The sequence below is a fragment of the Limnobacter sp. genome, from assembly GCF_036405155.1.
Classification (GTDB): domain Bacteria; phylum Pseudomonadota; class Gammaproteobacteria; order Burkholderiales; family Burkholderiaceae_B; genus Limnobacter.
The window spans coordinates 329,027-345,765 of sequence record NZ_DASWYD010000007.1 but is presented as its reverse complement, the minus strand read 5'-3'; the positions used below and the strand labels follow the sequence as shown (position 1 = coordinate 345,765).

Annotated in this window: 12 protein-coding genes and 1 pseudogene; 6 read left to right on the top strand and 7 right to left on the bottom strand. The window is 57.2% G+C overall.

Translation table 11 applies throughout. The features are described 5' to 3' along the window. Positions 1-7 precede the first annotated feature (7 nt). Entirely contained in the window at positions 8-1,996 is a 1,989-nt protein-coding gene (locus VGE55_RS12235; protein WP_331131965.1) for a methyl-accepting chemotaxis protein, read from the bottom strand. A 391-nt stretch (positions 1,997-2,387) separates the two neighbouring features. On the opposite strand from VGE55_RS12235, the gene VGE55_RS12230 reads away from it, so the two are divergent. Both VGE55_RS12230 and VGE55_RS12225 read left to right on the top strand, forming a co-directional pair. Further along, a complete protein-coding gene (locus tag VGE55_RS12230; RefSeq protein ID WP_331131964.1) occupies positions 2,388-3,515 on the top strand; it encodes a putative solute-binding protein in 1,128 nt (375 codons plus the stop codon). Between the two features lie 23 nt (positions 3,516-3,538). Beyond that, positions 3,539-4,789, top strand: a pseudogene (locus VGE55_RS12225) (MFS transporter); the annotation flags it as partial. Here VGE55_RS12225 and VGE55_RS12220 read toward each other — a convergent pair. Further along, entirely contained in the window at positions 4,764-5,564 is an 801-nt protein-coding gene (locus tag VGE55_RS12220) for a cation diffusion facilitator family transporter (protein WP_331131963.1), read from the bottom strand. The pseudogene VGE55_RS12225 and the gene VGE55_RS12220 overlap by 26 nt on opposite strands. A 79-nt stretch (positions 5,565-5,643) precedes the next feature. Between VGE55_RS12220 and VGE55_RS12215 the strand changes: the two genes are divergently transcribed. Then, positions 5,644-6,039 carry a Cd(II)/Pb(II)-responsive transcriptional regulator gene (locus tag VGE55_RS12215; protein ID WP_331131962.1) on the top strand — a complete coding sequence of 132 codons (396 nt, stop codon included), beginning with the start codon at positions 5,644-5,646 and terminating at the stop codon, positions 6,037-6,039. A 10-nt stretch (positions 6,040-6,049) separates the two neighbouring features. Here VGE55_RS12215 and VGE55_RS12210 read toward each other — a convergent pair whose 3' ends face one another. Genes VGE55_RS12210 through VGE55_RS12200 form a run of 3 tightly spaced genes read right to left on the bottom strand, consistent with a single transcriptional unit; the run spans position 6,050 to position 7,563 of the window. Continuing rightward, entirely contained in the window at positions 6,050-6,709 is a 660-nt protein-coding gene (locus VGE55_RS12210; protein WP_331131961.1) for an MIP/aquaporin family protein, read from the bottom strand. Positions 6,710-6,718: 9 nt separating this feature from the next. Continuing rightward, a complete protein-coding gene (locus VGE55_RS12205; RefSeq protein ID WP_331131960.1) occupies positions 6,719-7,213 on the bottom strand; it encodes an arsenate reductase ArsC in 495 nt (164 codons plus the stop codon). A 23-nt stretch (positions 7,214-7,236) separates the two neighbouring features. Beyond that, positions 7,237-7,563, bottom strand: a complete 327-nt coding sequence (locus VGE55_RS12200; protein WP_331131959.1) for a metalloregulator ArsR/SmtB family transcription factor — start codon at positions 7,561-7,563, stop codon at positions 7,237-7,239. A 193-nt stretch (positions 7,564-7,756) separates the two neighbouring features. Here VGE55_RS12200 and VGE55_RS12195 point away from each other — a divergent pair, with 193 nt between their 5' ends. The 3 genes from VGE55_RS12195 to VGE55_RS12185 all read left to right on the top strand — a co-directional run bounded on the left by VGE55_RS12195 (position 7,757) and on the right by VGE55_RS12185 (position 11,779). Continuing rightward, positions 7,757-8,044 (top strand): hypothetical protein, encoded by a 288-nt coding sequence (locus tag VGE55_RS12195; protein ID WP_331131958.1) that lies wholly within the window; start codon positions 7,757-7,759, stop codon positions 8,042-8,044. A gap of 121 nt (positions 8,045-8,165) precedes the next feature. Then, on the top strand, positions 8,166-10,364 hold the full coding sequence (locus VGE55_RS12190) for a peptidase M19 (protein ID WP_331131957.1): 2,199 nt from the start codon (positions 8,166-8,168) through the stop codon (positions 10,362-10,364). Next, entirely contained in the window at positions 10,361-11,779 is a 1,419-nt protein-coding gene (locus VGE55_RS12185) for a hypothetical protein (RefSeq protein ID WP_331131956.1), read from the top strand. The genes VGE55_RS12190 and VGE55_RS12185 overlap by 4 nt, the downstream gene beginning before the upstream one ends. A gap of 35 nt (positions 11,780-11,814) precedes the next feature. Here the strand turns inward: VGE55_RS12185 and VGE55_RS12180 are convergent, their stop codons facing one another. Together VGE55_RS12180 and VGE55_RS12175 are read right to left on the bottom strand one after the other, a co-directional pair. Next, complete coding sequence (locus tag VGE55_RS12180) at positions 11,815-13,524, bottom strand: DUF4394 domain-containing protein (protein ID WP_331131955.1); 1,710 nt, start codon at positions 13,522-13,524, stop codon at positions 11,815-11,817. Positions 13,525-13,645: 121 nt separating this feature from the next. After that, a complete protein-coding gene (locus tag VGE55_RS12175) occupies positions 13,646-16,738 on the bottom strand; it encodes an ATP-binding SpoIIE family protein phosphatase (RefSeq protein WP_331131954.1) in 3,093 nt (1,030 codons plus the stop codon). Between the last annotated feature and the right edge of the window lies 1 nt (position 16,739).

Here is a 16,739-nt window from a genome sequence, read left to right as displayed (position 1 = left end):
CCGTGGCCTAGTAGCGCCCACCCTGCTGGTGCCCAGAGGTTTTGAAGAACGCCATGGCTTCCAGCAACTGCCTGGTTTGCGACGTCATTTCCTCTGCCGTGGCGGCCAATTCTTCAGAGGCCGCAGCATTTTGCTGGGTTTGCTGGTTCAGTGAACCCATGGCCATGTTGACTTGACTGACACTGTTGGACTGTTCAGTTGACGCTGTCGTGATTTCTTGAACAAGGCTGGATGTTCGGTTGATGGCCGGCACCATCTGCTCCAGCAAACTGCCTGCGCGTTCAGCCTTTTTCACGCTGTTGCCAGCCAACTCGCCAATTTCCTGTGCGGCCACCTGAGAACGTTCCGCCAGTTTGCGCACCTCAACAGCCACCACGGCAAAGCCTTTGCCATGTTGACCGGCCCGGGCCGCTTCAATGGCGGCATTCAAGGCCAGCAGGTTGGTTTGGTAAGCAATGTCATCCACAATGCCGATTTTGCTGGCAATGGCCTTCATGGCCTCGACTGTTTCCTGAACAGCGTGACCGCCTTCGGTGGCCTCGGTGGACGCTTTGGATGCGATTTGGTCGGTTACCCGCGCGTTTTCTGTGTTCTGACGAATCGAATCGCTCATTTCACCGACAGAGGCGGACACCTCTTCCACACCAGCGGCCTGTGAACTGGCCCCTTGCGAGATGGATTGGGAGGTTTTGGAAATTTCGCCAGCCGCGTTGTTCAATGAAGCTGCATTCTGGCGAACATCGTCAATCACTGTTCGCAAACGCTCAATGGTGGAGTTGACATTGTTTTTGACCTCACCGAAAAGACCAAAGTACTCCTTCTCGATGGTTTGTGTCATGTCACCCTTGGCCAGCAGACTGAGCACATGGCCCACATCACCAAGGCCTACCGCGGTGGTTTCCAGCAGTGCATTCATGTTGGTGGCCAGGCTACGCTGGAAGCCTTCCTTGTTGTCTTCCCGAATTCGCCGCTCGAAATTGCCTTGCGACGCCGCATTCACAATGCTGGAAATTTCATCTTCGATGGACACCTCGGAAGTACGGTCGCGCCACTCCACCACAGTCCCCAAACGCTCACCTTGTGCATCTGAAACGGGTGAGGCGATCAAGCGGAAATGCAAGTCACCGACCTTGATGCCGGTGGTGATGGGCTTGGTCAGGCTGCCCAGCAAGTTGCGCTGATGGGCAGGGTTTTTGTGGAACACGTCGAAGTTGGTGCCCAGCAAGGTCTTCATGTTGAATGCGGGCAGCACGCTGCGAATCATCGCTTCGTTGCGCGACAGCATTTCATGAAGCGCTGGATTCAGGTAGGTGATGATGCCATCGGTGTTGGCGATCATCACATTGGTGGTGACAGAGTCCAATGCAATCCGGATGGTCAGGTTTTCGCGCGCAATGCGTGCGGCCTCTTCGGCCTGCGCCTGTTCACGCTGCTGGGTCAACACTTCCTGTGTTCGGTCTTTCCACTCCACCACGGTGCCTGTGCGTTGGCCCGTGGCATTCAGAACCGGCGTCACGATGAGATTGAAGTACCGCCCACCAATGGTCAGCTGAGTGGTGTACGTGTTGGTGAGGCGATCCAGCATGCCGCGCTGATGGGCCGGGTTTTTATGGAAAATGTCGATATTGACACCAACAATACGCCGCGCGTTGAATTGGGGAAGGTCTTTTCGAATGTCACTTTCTGCAGCAATCAACATGTCGCTCAACGCTTGGTTGACATACACAATCGAGTAGTCCGCATCTGCAATCATCACATTCGTTGAAACTGCATCCACAGCCAGGGCCTGTCGTTCATGCGCTGCTGTTTTTTCGGTGTTCTTTGCCACCTTGCTCAGCCAGTTGTTCAGCGTCTCGGCCAATGCTTTTGCATCGCCGCTCAGGCCATCCAGTGAAATGCGTTGATGCACCGAATCAGCACCCGAATCTGCGAGTGGTTTGATGCGGTCTATGAGGTGAATCAGTTGATCGTTTTTGAAAAAGTCGAATGCGCCCATGCCATAGCCTCCTTTGGAATTGGCGTTTTGTTTAAGGCTCCGCAAGCTTGCCAAACAGCGCCATGACCTCGGAGTAACCACAACAGTATGAGGGTTACTCCATTTGGGCTAAGGTGGAACAACAGGGTAATCAGGGCTTAATTGTGTCTTATGAATATTAAATAATATTAACAATAAAGGGTGTCGAATACCCACGCAGATCAACCCAGCTTGCAGCTGCTCAGCAATCGGTCCACATCAATCGCATCGCCCATCAGCCGGAATCCCACACTGTTGGGGTGCAGCAGGTCTGGACATGTCTTGCCTTTTGTCATGGTTTGGTTTGATACCTGACAGCGGCAACAGACAGATTCAAGCCCTGTTACACTCCACAAGAAAACGGAGCCCCTGGATGAACATGCCACGACTGAACTGTGCAGCACCACTACAACGCTTAACCCTGTGCGCATGGCTGCTTGGCATGGGTTCGGCCCAAGCCCAAGACATTCCCAAAATGCCACCAGGCATGATCGGCAGCGTTTCAGACCAACTCATGAAGGAAATGAAACCGCTGGCCAAACCTCTGCACGTGAAGATTTGTATCTTCGACATTCTGGGGAAGTCAGGCCCGGTGTACAGCATTGCGCAAGACGTGGCGATAGAGGCTCGAAAGTGGAATCTCTTTGTGGAACTGATTCCATTCACCAATGAGAGCGTGGCGGCAGAATCATTCCGCACAGGGCAATGCGAAGCCGTGGGCTTGACCACCTTGCGGGCCCGCATGTTCAACAACTTCATTGGCAGCTTTGACGCGGTGGGCGCACTGCCCAGTTATGAGCATGTGAAAGTGGCGCTGCAATTGATGATGGGCAGTGAAAAAACTTACCCATTGTCCATCAGCGGCAAATACCAGGTGGTGGGCATGGCCCCGCTGGGCGCAGCCTATGTGATGGTGAATGACCGGTCCATCAACTCGATTGAGAAAGCCGCTGGAAAAAAAGTGGCGGTGATGGACTGGGACCGCAGCCAGGCCAAGATGATTCAACAATTGGGCGCACAGCCTGTGCCCAGTGACATCACCAACTTTGCACAGAAATTCAACAACGGCGTTGTGGACATTGTGGCCGCTCCTGCTTTGGCCTTTGCGCCCCTGGAGCTGTACCGTGGTCTTGGAACGAAAGGGGGCATTTACAAAATGCCGCTCATCAACGTGACTGGTTCGGCCGTGATCAACCGAACTCGACTGGAAAAAGAAGTACCCGACCTGGACGAGCGCCTCATGAAGATGCGCAAGTTTGGTCTGACCTATGTGGACCAGGCGATTGCCACCATTCGGAACATTGAAAAACAAGTGCCCTCAAAGTACTGGATGGATGTGGCCCCGGTGGACCAGGAAAAGTACAACATCATGATGCAGCAGGCGCGCTTGCAGCTGACCAAAGACGGGGTGTACGACCCAAAGATGATGACCCTGCTGAAGCGCGTGCGCTGCCATTTAAATCCCAAAGCCGCGGAGTGCTCCACCAAGGATGAAGAATAGGCCACATGGCTTAACATCTGGGTATGAAGCAACTGATCACCCCCTACACCTACGATGAACTGCTGGACCGCTTCGGTGCGCGGTACAAGTGGATTGCGCTGTTCATTCTGGGCTTTGGCACAGTGGCCGGTGTGTTATGCACGTCCAGCTTTAACGTGGCGGTGCCCGCACTGAGTGCGCATTTTCAGTTGGGGCAAAGCCAAATTCAATGGGCCATGACTGGCTTTTTGGCAGCCATGACCGTGGGCATGTTGCCCACCAGCTGGCTGCTGGATCGCTTGGGGTTTCGGGTGGTGTTTTTGGGTGCCCTGACGGTGCTGACTGTGGCCAGCTTCACTGGCTTTTTTGCATCCAGTTTTTCGGTGGTGGTATTGGCCCGGGTGTTTCAAGGCTTGGCCACCGGTGTGCTGCAGCCCATGGGTACCATGGCGCTGATGCGCCTCATTCCACCGGAAATGCAAGGCCGTGCCTCGGGTATTCTCACTTTCAGCATTGCCCTCACACCGGCGATTGCCCCCTCCTTTGGCGGCGTGCTGCTGGACCACTTCGGCTGGCCCTCCATTTTTTTGCTGGGCCTGCCTTTTGCACTGGCCTCGGGGCTGGCTGCGGTTTTCTTGTTACCAGCCCCCCGAGAAATCAAGCACAACGCATTCGACTGGACAGGGCTGTGCTGGCTGACCGTGGCCACGCTGGCTTTGGTTGAAAGCGTGTCCAGCCTTCAGCACAGTGGTTTTGTATCGTTTCGGTTTGCAGCACCGGTGCTGGCAGCACTGGGTGCAGCAGCGCTGTACCGCCGCCATGCGCTGCGCAGCAGTGCGCCCATTATTTCCCTTGGCCTGTTTGGAGAACGCACCTTTTCCATGGGCACGGTGGTGTCGTTTTCGTATGGCTTTGGCTTGTATGCGTCCACCTACCTAATCCCGGTGTTTTTGCAACACGCCTTGGGTTACAGTGCCAGCGATGCAGGCATTGCCTTGGTGCCCTCCGGCATCGCTCTGGTATTAATGCTGCCACTGGCGGGCCGCATGGCCGACCACTACCCGCCCAAGTGGATCACGGTGCTGGGCCTGGCCGTGTTTGGCAGTTCATTCGGGATGTTTGCGCTGCAAGCCACCCACATGCCCTACGGTCAAATTATTGCCGCCACCGTGATTGGCCGCATTGGTTTGGGCATGATTTTGCCGGCACTCAGCTTGGCCACATTGCGACACCTGGACAGTGCCCAATTGGGGCAGTCCTCAGTCGTGTTCAGCTATGCCCGCCAGCTGGGTGGTGTGATGGGTGTGGCCGTGGTGGCTGTGCTGGTGGACTGGCGTGAGTCGCTGTATGTTGCCCACCACCAGGGTGTGGCGATGGCGTATGCGCAGGGCTTTCTGTTTTTGGCCGTGGTGTTTGGCCTGTCGTGCTTTGCGGCGCTGCAGATGCAAGCTCACCGAGTGCGCGCTTCACAATAGTGCGGGCTGCGCTCAAACCCAGCAAGGCCATCAACACTGCCACTGCCCAATCGGGCCACGACTGCCCTGTGAACTGCACGGCCACCGCGGCCAGAAACACGGCAATGTTGCCGATTGCATCGTTGCGGCTGCACAGCCACACCGAGTGCATGTTGGCGTCGCCATCGCGCCAGCGGTAAAGCAGCAACGCCACCAACACATTCGCGAACAAGGCAGCCACGGACACCACACCCATGGTCCACGGCTGGGGCGACTGCCCGGTGAGTGCGTTGTAAGCCGTCACCCCCAACACGCCCACACCGAATGCACCCAAGGTGAGGCCTTTCACCAAGGCCGCCCTGGCCCGCACTTGCAGGGCCATCCCGAGTACAAACAGGGACACCGCATAGTTGGCTGCATCGCCTAAAAAGTCCAGCGAATCGGCCAGCAGGGAAGCAGAGTCTGCCTTCAAACCGGAGGCGATTTCAAACACAAACATGCCTGCGTTGACGATCAAGGCCACCCACAACACCCGGCGATAGGCGGGCGAACGGTTGGCAGGGTGGGTGTTGTTGTGTGCATGGTCATCGTCATGACAATGGGTGCAGCCAGGCATTTGCATCTCCGGGTGGAAGGGGTTAAGCTGCATTAAAAACCCTGAAGCCACTTCAGGGTCAAGCCTTCGGGAGCGCATCATGAAAATTGGAGAATTGGCTGAGCGAGTGGGCGTGTCGGTAGAGACCATTCGCTTTTACGAAAAGGAAAACTTGCTGTGCCGCCCGGAACGGACCACAGCCAATTACCGCAGTTACAGCGAACACCACCTGGAAGACCTGGCCTTTGTGGTGTTTTGTCGGAACATGGACATGCCGCTGGAGGACATTCGAAAACTGCTGGTGTTAAAGCATTCGCCACAGGCCTCGTGCGAGCCGATCAATGATGCCATTGACCAACAACTGGCCGCTGTAGAACGGCGACTCACCCAGCTTCGGGCACTGAAAGTAGAACTTCAACGCCTGCGGGCCAAATGCAGCGGCAGCCACACGGTGGGCGAATGTGCCATTGTGAAGACAGCACTGGCAACCCGTTGAGTCGATAGGCTCAAACCGTGAGCCTGCGCTTAAATACCAGGGTTACCGCCACAACCAACAAGCCCCCCAATATTTCGGCCACCACAAAAGCGGGTGCACTGGCTGGCGCAATGCCTGCAAAGCTGTCGGAAAACATGCGACCCAACACGGCTGCCGGGTTGGCAAACGAGGTCGACGAGGTAAACCAATAGGCAGCGCCAATGTAGGCCGCCACCAAGGCAGACATGCGTTCTGCCCGCCCCAGCAAAATAACCAGCAGCAAGCCTGCAGTGGCCACCACTTCGCCCAGCCAAATGCCCACACCCGTGCGCACATGCAGGGCCGTGTGCAACAACGGTAGGTGAAACATGCCATTGGCCAGCACAGCCCCCAGCCAGGCGCCCAGCAATTGGGCGGCGGTGTAAGGCAACAGCTCACGCGCCGGTTGGTGGCGCAACAGCACTTGCCCCGCCGTGACCACCGGATTGAAATGGGCGCCACCCACGGGGCCAAACAGCTCAATGAGTACAAACAAACCAAACACCGTGGCCAGCGTGTTGGCCAATAGGGCAATGGCATCGTTGCCTTGGGACAGGTTAACGCCCATGATGCCCGAGCCAATCACGATGCACAGCAGGAGCAAGGTGCCCAAGCATTCCGACGCCAGTCGCACAATCAGAGTGTGTTGCATGGTTGTGCCTTAGCTGCGGGCAATTGCATTTAATGCAGCCTGTAACTCCGCAGGCTTTAAAGTGTTAAGCGGCAAGGCCAGCAACTGCAGCAGCTTGTAGCCAATGGCCTGCCGTGTGACGTCAAAGGCGGTGCGCTTGGCCTCATCGCCGCCTTGCGCATTCGATGGGTCTGGAAAGCCCCAATGTATCTTCACCGGGGCACCGGGCCAAAAGGGGCAGGTTTCGGCTGCAGCGCTGTCGCACACGGTGATCACGATGTGCATGGTGGGCGCGGTGGGTTGAGCAAACTCGTCCCAGCTTTTGCTGCGCACACCTTCGGTTGAAATACCGGCTGCGTTCAACACCTGCAAAGCGAAGGGGTTGACCTGTCCTTTGGGCGAGCTGCCTGCACTGTATGCGCGGACGTCTTTCCCCATGGCTTGGGCCAGGTGATTGAGCATGGCTTCGCCCAGAACACTGCGGGCGGAATTGTGGGTGCACAGAATGAGTACGTTGGTGGTCATGGGAAGAAATGTATTCAGGTTGGTCAACAACACTGGGACGTGCTGGTCACTGGTGATTCACACCCTTGCCCTGCACAACAGTTGTCGGTCAAAAAGCCCAGCAGCGCATTCATGTGCTCAAAGCTGGCGGTGTAAAACAGGTTTCGGCTTTCGCGGCGGGCACTGATGAGGCCCGCATGGCTCAACTCTTTCAAGTGGAATGACAGCGTGGCCGCAGGAATGCCGGCTTGCTCGGCCAACACCCCGGGATTGAGGCCCTGCGGCCCAGCCACCACCAGCGCCCGAAATATAGTCAAGCGGGTTTCATGGGCCAAGGCAGCCAGGCTTTGAACAACGTCTTTGTTTTCCATGTTTCGACTATTTTGGAAATATGGTTTTATTCTGTCATCAATCCAACCCTACAGCAAGAGCCCTACAGCCCGCAGCGTAGAAAGCCATTGTTCTGTGTCATGCCCTGTGCCATCATCAGACACAAATAAGGCATCAAAACGCCAACCCGGGAAACCGGCCTAGAACACCGGCTCACAGGGCCAGGAGGAAGACATGGATGTAAGCACCGCACCCCGCGGCAATGCTGTATTTCGTCTTGTTAAAACAGTGAGTGATGCGTTTGCATTTCCACTGAAAGCATCCCACTACATTGAACTGGTCAACCCCTTGTGGGCCGACCACACCATGCAAGCCCGCATCGAAAAAGTGTGGGATGAAACATCCACCGCGCGCACACCCCTGCCCTGCCTGCATGAAATACCGGCCATGTCTGTCCCCTCTGCCCTGTTTGTCTATTGTTGTTTTGCTGACTGTGATACTCAGCTTGAGCGCGATTTCTGACGAATGGCTGAATGGGTGTGTCAGGTTTTGGACACTGCCTGCCTGTAGTTGACAGGGTGCAAATCCACTTGATCATGCGTTGCGGTAACAGGTAAACACCAAAACCTATTCGAGCGATCCCATGAAATCCATCTGGACCCTCAGTCTGGCACTGCTGTTGAGCGCCTGCTTGTCAAGCAACAACGATCCAACCGCCTCAGGCGGTGCACAACCGACGCCGGTCACACCCGCAGAAGTGCCCACCGTGTCAAAGTTTTCAATTGCCAACCAGTGTTACGGCTTGCAATCCGTGTTCAGCCGTCAATACATCAAGACCAGCGGCAACCGATACACAGCAGCCCCCGCAACAGAAGCCGAGAGCTTCACACTGCGGCCGGCCTCGTTGGGCAACTACCTGATTTATGGGCGCGACAAGCAGATGGTGACTGCCCAGGGCAGCGCGACCACAGCCAGCGCCGAGCCGACCGATGCGGCCATCTGGAAAGCCGAGTTTGATGACAAGAAAGGCGTGTTCCGGTTTTTTGATGCAAGCGGGAAACTGCTGGCACTCGACGAGACCCAAGGCTTGGTGCTGACCGGCACCGACAGCGAAAAAAGCCAATTCAAGTTAATGGCGGCCAACAACTGCACGGCTTACCCGGAAATGCCCACGGGCATGGTGGGCAAGCCCTACCCGGGCAAAGGGGAAGACCAGCCCATCATCGGTTTTGCTGACACGCACACGCACATGGGCATGTCCAGTGAGATGTCGCTCAAGGGCGATGTGGGCCCATCTGCGGGTGGCGTGCTGTACGGTGAAGTGATTCACCGCTTTGGCGTGCCCCATGCGCTGAAGGATTGCGCCGACTTCCACGGCCCCAACGGCATTCGCGATGCCAACAACATTCTGGAGCAAAACCCCACCGGCACCCATGACACCAAAGGCTGGCCAACATTCGTGGACTGGCCCCGCCGCAACTTCCTGACCCACCAGGTGATGTACCACGCGTGGGTAGAGCGGGCCTGGCGTGCAGGCCTGCGTCTCATGGTGATCCACGGCACCAACATTGCCGCACTGTGCCGCGTTGGGCAACTGTATGCCAACAAGCCCGAAGCCGACTGCACCGACATGGGCGTGGCAACCAAGCAAGTGAAATACCTGTACGACATTCAGGACTATGTGGACGCGCAATTTGGCGGCCCGGGACAAGGTTGGTTCCGGATTGTGAAAAGCCCGGCCGAAGCCCGCAAAGTGACCAACCAGGGCAAGCTGGCCGTGGTGCCCGGCATTGAGGTGGCCCAGGTGTTCAACTGTGGCGTGACCATACTGCCCGATGGCACTGAACAACGGAAATGCGACGAACAATCGATTGACGCCGAAATTGAAAAACTGTGGGCCTTGGGTGTGCGCCATGTGTACCCCTTCCACGACATCGACAGCGCCTTGGGCGGCGCCGGTATTTTCAGTGGCGACGTGATCAACTTCCTGAACTTCCTGGACACCGGTGCCTTCTGGAAAACCACCGAGTGCCGTGCTTACCCCAAAGACGAACCCTCCGTGCGTGAACCGGGCACCAAAATGACAACAGCCGTGCCAGGCACTGGCAGCGACCCACTGACCAAACTGCTGTTTGACGCGGTGGGCGGCAAAGCACCGGTGTACCCGGACGGTATTCGCTGCAATGCCCGCACGGTGACCGACCTGGGCATGTATGCGCTGAAAGCCATCATGAAAAAAGGCTTCGTGATTGACATCGACCACGCCGAGTACCACAGCAAGGACATCATGCTGGACCTGGCGGAGAAGCAGACACCGGCTTACCCCATGGCCTCGTCCCATGATGCGCATGGTGGTTTGACCAGCGACCAGGCCATCCGCATGCTGAAGGACGGTGGCGTGATTTACCCGTACAAAGGCAACGGCATCAAGCACAAGGAATTTTTGCAGAAGCTGAAATTCTGGCGGCAAAAAGCGGGTGTGACCAACACACCGATTGCGCTGGGCTATGGCGCGGATGCCAACGGCTTTGGTGGCCACCCGGGCCCACGCGGTGGCAACAGCAAACCGGTGCAATACCCCTTCACCCTGTTCCGCGGTGCCGATTGGGGGCCGCGTTACCAATCGCTGCCAGCGATGCAAGTGAACCTGCTGACCATTCCGGAAAGTGGCAAGTTTTGGCACATCGATGAAGTGGGCATGGCCCATTACGGACTGGTGGCCGACTTTGTGGAAGAGGTCCGACTGGAAAGCGGTTCGGAAGGCCTGGATGCGCTGTACAACTCGGCCGAAGCCTATGTGCGCATGTGGGAGAACGTGTACTACCGCGCAAACCCCCGATGAAAAAGGTTGCAACAGCCCTGCTGTTGCTTGCACCCGGCGTGGCCTTCGGCCACGCCTTTGGTGAACCGGTTCAACTGCCCATGCCCTATGGGCTGTACATTTGGGGCTCGGTGCTGGCCCTGGTGCTGTCATTTGTGCTGCTGGCTTTGGGCGGGAATCAATCCCGCTTGCTGAATTCGCACATTCCCCTGCGCCATCCGCTGGTGCGCACAAGCACACTTCAACGCCTGCATCGCAGCGCGGCGGCATTCTGGCTTGCGGTGCTGGTGCTGTGTGTACTCACCGGTTTTTTGGGCACCCGCGACAGCATGCGCAACATCAACATGACCACCTTCTGGATTGTGTTTGTGCTGGGTGGGGCCTATACGGCCATGCTGTTGGGCAACTGGTATGCGCGGCAGTTTCCCTGGCAGGTACTGATGTTGCCCAACTGGAAAGGTACACACCCCTACCCGCGCTGGTTGGGCCACTGGCCCGCCACCATGCTGTTTGTGGCCATGGTCAGCATTGAACTGTTTTTGCACAACAACCCTCGACAACTTGCCTGGATGTTGCTGGGGTATGGGGTCATCACCTGCACAGGCATGACCCTGTTTGGCACCCGCCGCTGGCTGCAACGGGGTGACCCGCTGGCAGCCCTGTTCCGTGTGTTTGCAGCCTGTGCCCCGCTGCGGCGTTTGCCCAGCCAGCAAGGCCAAGTTCGCTGGGCCTTGGTGATGCCTTTTTCGCAATTGAAGCGCCTGCGCCTGTGGCACCCTGCGCAGGCTGTGTTCGTGTTTTTCCTGCTGTCGTCCACCGCATTCGACGGGTTGCGAGAAACCAAGGTGTACTTCAATGTGTTTTGGCAAGACCCGTTGGGCTTGCTCACACTGGCCTTCGGCGAGCACCCGATGAAAATCTACCCGGTGGTTCGCCCATGGTTTTTTGCGTGGGAATTCGGTCTGCTGCTGGCCTCACCGTTTTTTTATCTCGGCTTGTTCTGGCTGTTTTTGCGTTTGGGGCAATCCATGACTGGCAAGGCTCACGCCATGCGCCTGATGATGCGCCGCCACCTGCCCAGCCTGATACCGATTACTGTGGTGTATCACGTGACGCACTACTACACCTTGCTACTCAGCCAGGGCCTGAAAATCCGTGGTCTGGTGTCCGACCCCTTGGGCTGGGGATGGAACCTGTTTGGCACCGCCATCACCGGCCGCCTCCCCTGGCTGCCCGACATGGCCAATATCTGGACCAGCCAGGTGGTGCTGATTTTGGTGGGGCATGTCGCCGCCGTGTGGCTCAGCCATGCAGAGGCGCTGCGCATGGAGGGTTCAACCCGCAAAGCGGCCTTGAACCAGTTGCCGATGCTGGTGTTGATGGTGGTGTTTACTGCGGTGGGACTGTGGGTGCTGGCCCAACCCCTGCAGGGTTGAGCCAGAGTGATGCGCCTGGCTAGAGGCGCAATGTTTTAAAACCGCACCGTCAAGGCCTGAACATCCGTGGCCTGTGTTGCACCCGTTCCAATCTCGCTGTTGCCCGAGGCAACAGCAGCGGCGGTGACGGCACCGGTGGTCAAACTGGCATCAAACAAACTGAATACCCCTGTTGACGCCGTACGTCCGGCCACCAAACGCATGCCATTGTCACCCCCCGCAATATTGAAGCCCCCATAACGGTTGAATGTTTGCGTGGTGGAGCCAATGAGGGCCAACGTTCCGCCATTCGCATTGGTTTGCTGCAACAGTTGGTTGTTGGCCGCATCCAGGTCAAATAGCCGGGTGGCTGCGGGGGCTGGCCCGGTGAAGCTGTTGGTGTAGGCCACCTGTGTGATGGCAAAACCCGCAGTGCCGCCACTCAATGCCGTGTCGGTCGTGGTCGCGCCAGTGGATTCCAACCCGGCACCCGGAACCCGCAGGTTGCTGGACGTGGTGTCGGTTGTACCCGGGGTACTCACAATGCGCAAGGCATCTGCGGCTGGATTGAAGTCGATGGCGTACTGCTTGCCATCGGCCAAGCCATTCACAATCGCGGTGGCGGCGCTCAGGGTTGAACCCAGGGTGGCTGCGCCGGTGCTGGCATCAATGACATAGATTTTTCCGGCACTGCTCAGGGCATACAACTTGCCGTTGCTGGGTCGGTAGTCCATGGACAGCAAACGCTCTCCGCTGCCCACGCCCGTGATGTTCACCGTGGTGGCGGTGTTGGGCGTGCGTACGCCGAACTTGACCAGGCGCTGGCCACCCGCGATGCTGCCGTCCAGCACCACCACTTCCGGTGCTGCAGGCAAGGCCAGGCTCATGCCCACCACGCCACTGACCGGCACCACACCCACTGCGGTTGCAGCGGGCCCCGCCACCGGCAAGGTGGCTGTGGAGTCGGGCAGCGCAATTCGATAGAAGGTGAGATTACCCGCCACCTGCATCAAGGCATACCCTTGGTTATTGCTGCCATCCACATCAAACTCACCGATGGACTGGATGGTGGTGGCGGCGGCAAACAACGGAGCAGCCACCACCGATGTGCCGTTGTTGGGCACGGTCTGCTGGATCAGGTTGCCGTTGCGTACATCAATGTTGAACATCCGTGTCGATGTGGTGCCATCAAAAGCATTGGTGTAAGCCGTGGCCGAGTCGGCAAAGGGTGTTGCCGAAGCATCGGTGCGGTTGATGTCCCCATCTTCAAAGGTGGCACCCACCCCGTTGCCACCGCCTGCGTTCAGCACAATGCGCAGGTTTTGGCCGGTGTTGGTGATCACACGCAAGGCGTCGGCCTGGGGGTTGAAGTCCACCCCAAACACCGTGGCAGCGGGGTCCAGCGTGGTGTATGTAGAACCCACCGCAGCGGTCAATGTGGCCACCACAGTGGCCACCCCGGTGTTGGTGTCGATGGTGTACAAGCGCCCACCGTTGCCGGGCAAGGTACGCGCCACCGCGTACAGCTTGCGGTCACGGGGTCGGAAATCCATGCCGATGAAGCTGTCGCCACTGACCAAACCGGTCACGGTCACGCGGGTGCGGATGTCGTTCGGGGTGGTTCGGTTGAAGGTCAGCAAATCATTGCTGGTGGTCAGAATGACCACATCCCCCTGCGATCGAGGGCTGTTCCCACTGCCCAGACAACCCGCCAGCAATACGCTTGCGGCAGCCATGGCCACCCATGTTTTTTTAAATGTTTTCATGTTGTTACCTCTGTTGCTTCATTGAGGGATGCGCAAGCCTCTGCCAGTCCCACAACCTTGCAACAACACGAATCAACATTCAGATGCCATTAAATGTTAATTTTTGTCAAACAACAACCATTCAAAACCACATCAAGGTGTGGTTGTGGTCATCCACTCGAATGGCCTCAAACCGGCTGGTCAGGCTGTGCACCAGCGCCAGCCCCATACCGCCCAGTGGTATGGCGGCATCGTCGTTCACATCGAATTCAAAGTCATGGACTTCAGCCTGTGCAAAAGTACCGTCTGGAATGGGCACACCCCGGTCTGTCAACTTTAACAACAAACCACTGGGCCCATGCACCACCTGCACTTGCAAGGTATCGCCGCTGCCCAGCCCGGAATGTCGGCACACATTGCTGGCCATTTCAAACAGGCACAACTGAATATTGGCCACCCGGTCTTCATCCACGCCCAGCATGCGCAGCACCTCAGCCAATCGGTCTGACAATTCGGGAATGAGGTCTGCATCCACCGGCATGTCCACCTGCCACGCTTTGTCATAGGTCTGCAATTCGCCCGACAACATCGATTGCAAAGCACTTTCAATTTGACGAAGCGCGGACACACTGATGGCTTTGAACACCAGCGGCACATGCTCGCCCCACTGGAACATCAGCATGGACAAATCAACCCACTCCCGAGGTGCCTGAAGGGCTTGCCGAGGGGCGGGCTTCTTTAAAGCCTGGTGAAGGTGCTGCTGCAACCCTGTAAAGTCAACGGCGATGGACGACTCAAACAAGCGATCCTTGTTTTCTACAAAGTCATCGCCCATGGCGGGATGTTCATTCAGTGTGCCAGGAAACAGAAACAGGCGGTCGCCCGAACCCAGCGAAAAAAACACGTCCTGAAAGGTGGCATCTGCACTCACCCCCAGTGGCGGGCCGTAAGCTCCCAACTGTTCAAGGCCCCCACGGGCCCGAGTGACCACGGCCATGGGGTAGCCTGCGTGGCTTAGGCGTGCATCGCCCGTTTCCGGGTTGATCACGCCATAGCACAGGGAAAACTGGGAATCCTGCTGTCGCTCGGCATACACCCAGGCATTGAGTTCGGTCAGCACTGCAGCAGGAGAGAAACTGGTGTTCATGTAGCGTGACAAAGTGGAGCGGTCTTCATTCACTGCATAGGTCAAACGCCGAAAAAATGTCAAACCACGGGCCACGCCCACCAAACCGCTGCCTTGGGCGGTCAAGTGAAAAAAGGCCACGGATCCATCTTTCAGAGGGACCACATTCATCATTTGGTTGCTCACCAAATGCACAGGCTCAAACAGGCAATCCAGTTTCAACTTGGGGGCATACAGTCGCTGAGCGGGCAGATTGGCCAATTGCATGGCCGCAATCCGTTCCATGTCCTCTTGCACCTCTTGGTGCAAGGTATCGGCCTGCTCCTGGTCGGACGTAAACCGCTTGTGAATGTCGGCCAGGCGCAAACCCGTAGCCAGTCGCGTGTAAATTTCACGCGCAGAGTAATCGGTGGTGGTGACATTGTCCACACCGCCTTGCAGACAGCTCATCCACTGCGTACGAATGGATGGGTTACTGACCACCAGCACATACAGGCTGGGGTTTTGTCCCAAACGGCGAGCACGTTCGATCAGCTCGGCATAGGCGGGCTTCCACTGCTGCACATCCAGCAGGAGGAAAGTCACCGACAGGCTCATCAACTGCGCTTCCACCTCGGCCAGACTTAGGCTGACTGTCAGATCATATCCCCAGGTGCGCAACCACTCCGGCAGCTTAGCGGAGGCCTGTGCGTCCTGTAACAACACCACCCGGCTGTTTTCCTTCCGGCGGGCAAACTGAAATGCAGGCTCTGCGCTTGGTTCGGATTCAGCCCCATCCTCAACGTGGCTAGCGTTGTTGGAATCCGGGGTTTCCTCTGCACCTTTGGCTTCGTCAATTGACGGAGTGTCGGCAAGGGTCGGCTCCGCATCCACTTGCTCAGGTTCTTTCCACTGCAGGGCCAGTAAAGTGCAGTCGTCGTCCAACACACGGTTGGCGGGCTTGCCACTGGTCCAGTAAGCCACGCCCTCCCGAACCTGCTGCACCTGCCGCCCCAAGGGCTGCTGGGCATGGCGCGTCAGCAGCTCCATCAATCCAGTCTGTTCCAGTGCATTGCCAGCCTCATCCATCACTTGGGTCAAGCCATCGGAATACAGAAAGATCCGCTCACCCGCTTCGACCTTGAATTGGTGAAGAACAAAATGGCCATCTGGCGATACGCCAATCGGCAGGTCGGTATCGCCTTTCACCGAGAACTGACCGTTCAAGTGTTGAACCATGGGCCTGGGGGAACCCGCTGAGGAGAAGAAAACCTCGCCGGTGTGCACATGCATCACGCCATACGTGATGCAAAAATACACATCGCTTTCCTTTTCCATCTGAAAGCGGGCATTGAGATCGGCCAGCACCTCGTTGGGCATGCGCACGCGCTGCACATACGACAGGTCCTGCTGATCCAACAAAATGCCATCGTGTGGATTGGCCGACAGCAAGCGGTACAAGTCCAATGCGCGAAGCGCAGCAGGTACACCGTGGCCCACCACGTCAAACACATAAAAACCGGCCCACTGTTCATTCAGCGGCAACACCTGCAACAAGTCGCCCGACACAAACACCTTGGGCAACCAGAAGTGGTCATACAGCAGGCCTTGAATGTCCTGCCCCTTGGGTGGCAATAGCGAGGTTTGAAACTGCGCCATGGCGCGCATATCGGTCGACAGCTTTTGCATGGCCGAGGGCATGGCGGCGCGCAGTGCAAAGTACCGCTTTTGCAAGTCAATGATGCGTGCCGCGGTACCCAAACGAAGCGCCAGCTCACTGCGGTCCACCGGTTTGGCAATGAATTCATCAGCGCCAGCTTGCAAAGCCTGAATACACAAACGCTCGCTGGCCTGCTGGCCCAACACCATCACATACACAAAAAAATCAAACTTGGCGGCTTGAATGGCACTGCACAGGTTGAACACCTGGGCGGCGTCCGCCTCGCTGCTGCACAACACCAGGTCGGTTTGCTCACGCTCAATCCAGCCCACCACATTGTCCAGCCAACTGGCCTGCTGGGCAAAGTAGCCGCCTGCAGACAATACTTTGGTCAGCCAGGTGCGCTCCAGCACGCTGTCGTTTACCACCAGGGCTTTGTGTTGTTTGACGGAACTGGCAATGGCGTTCATG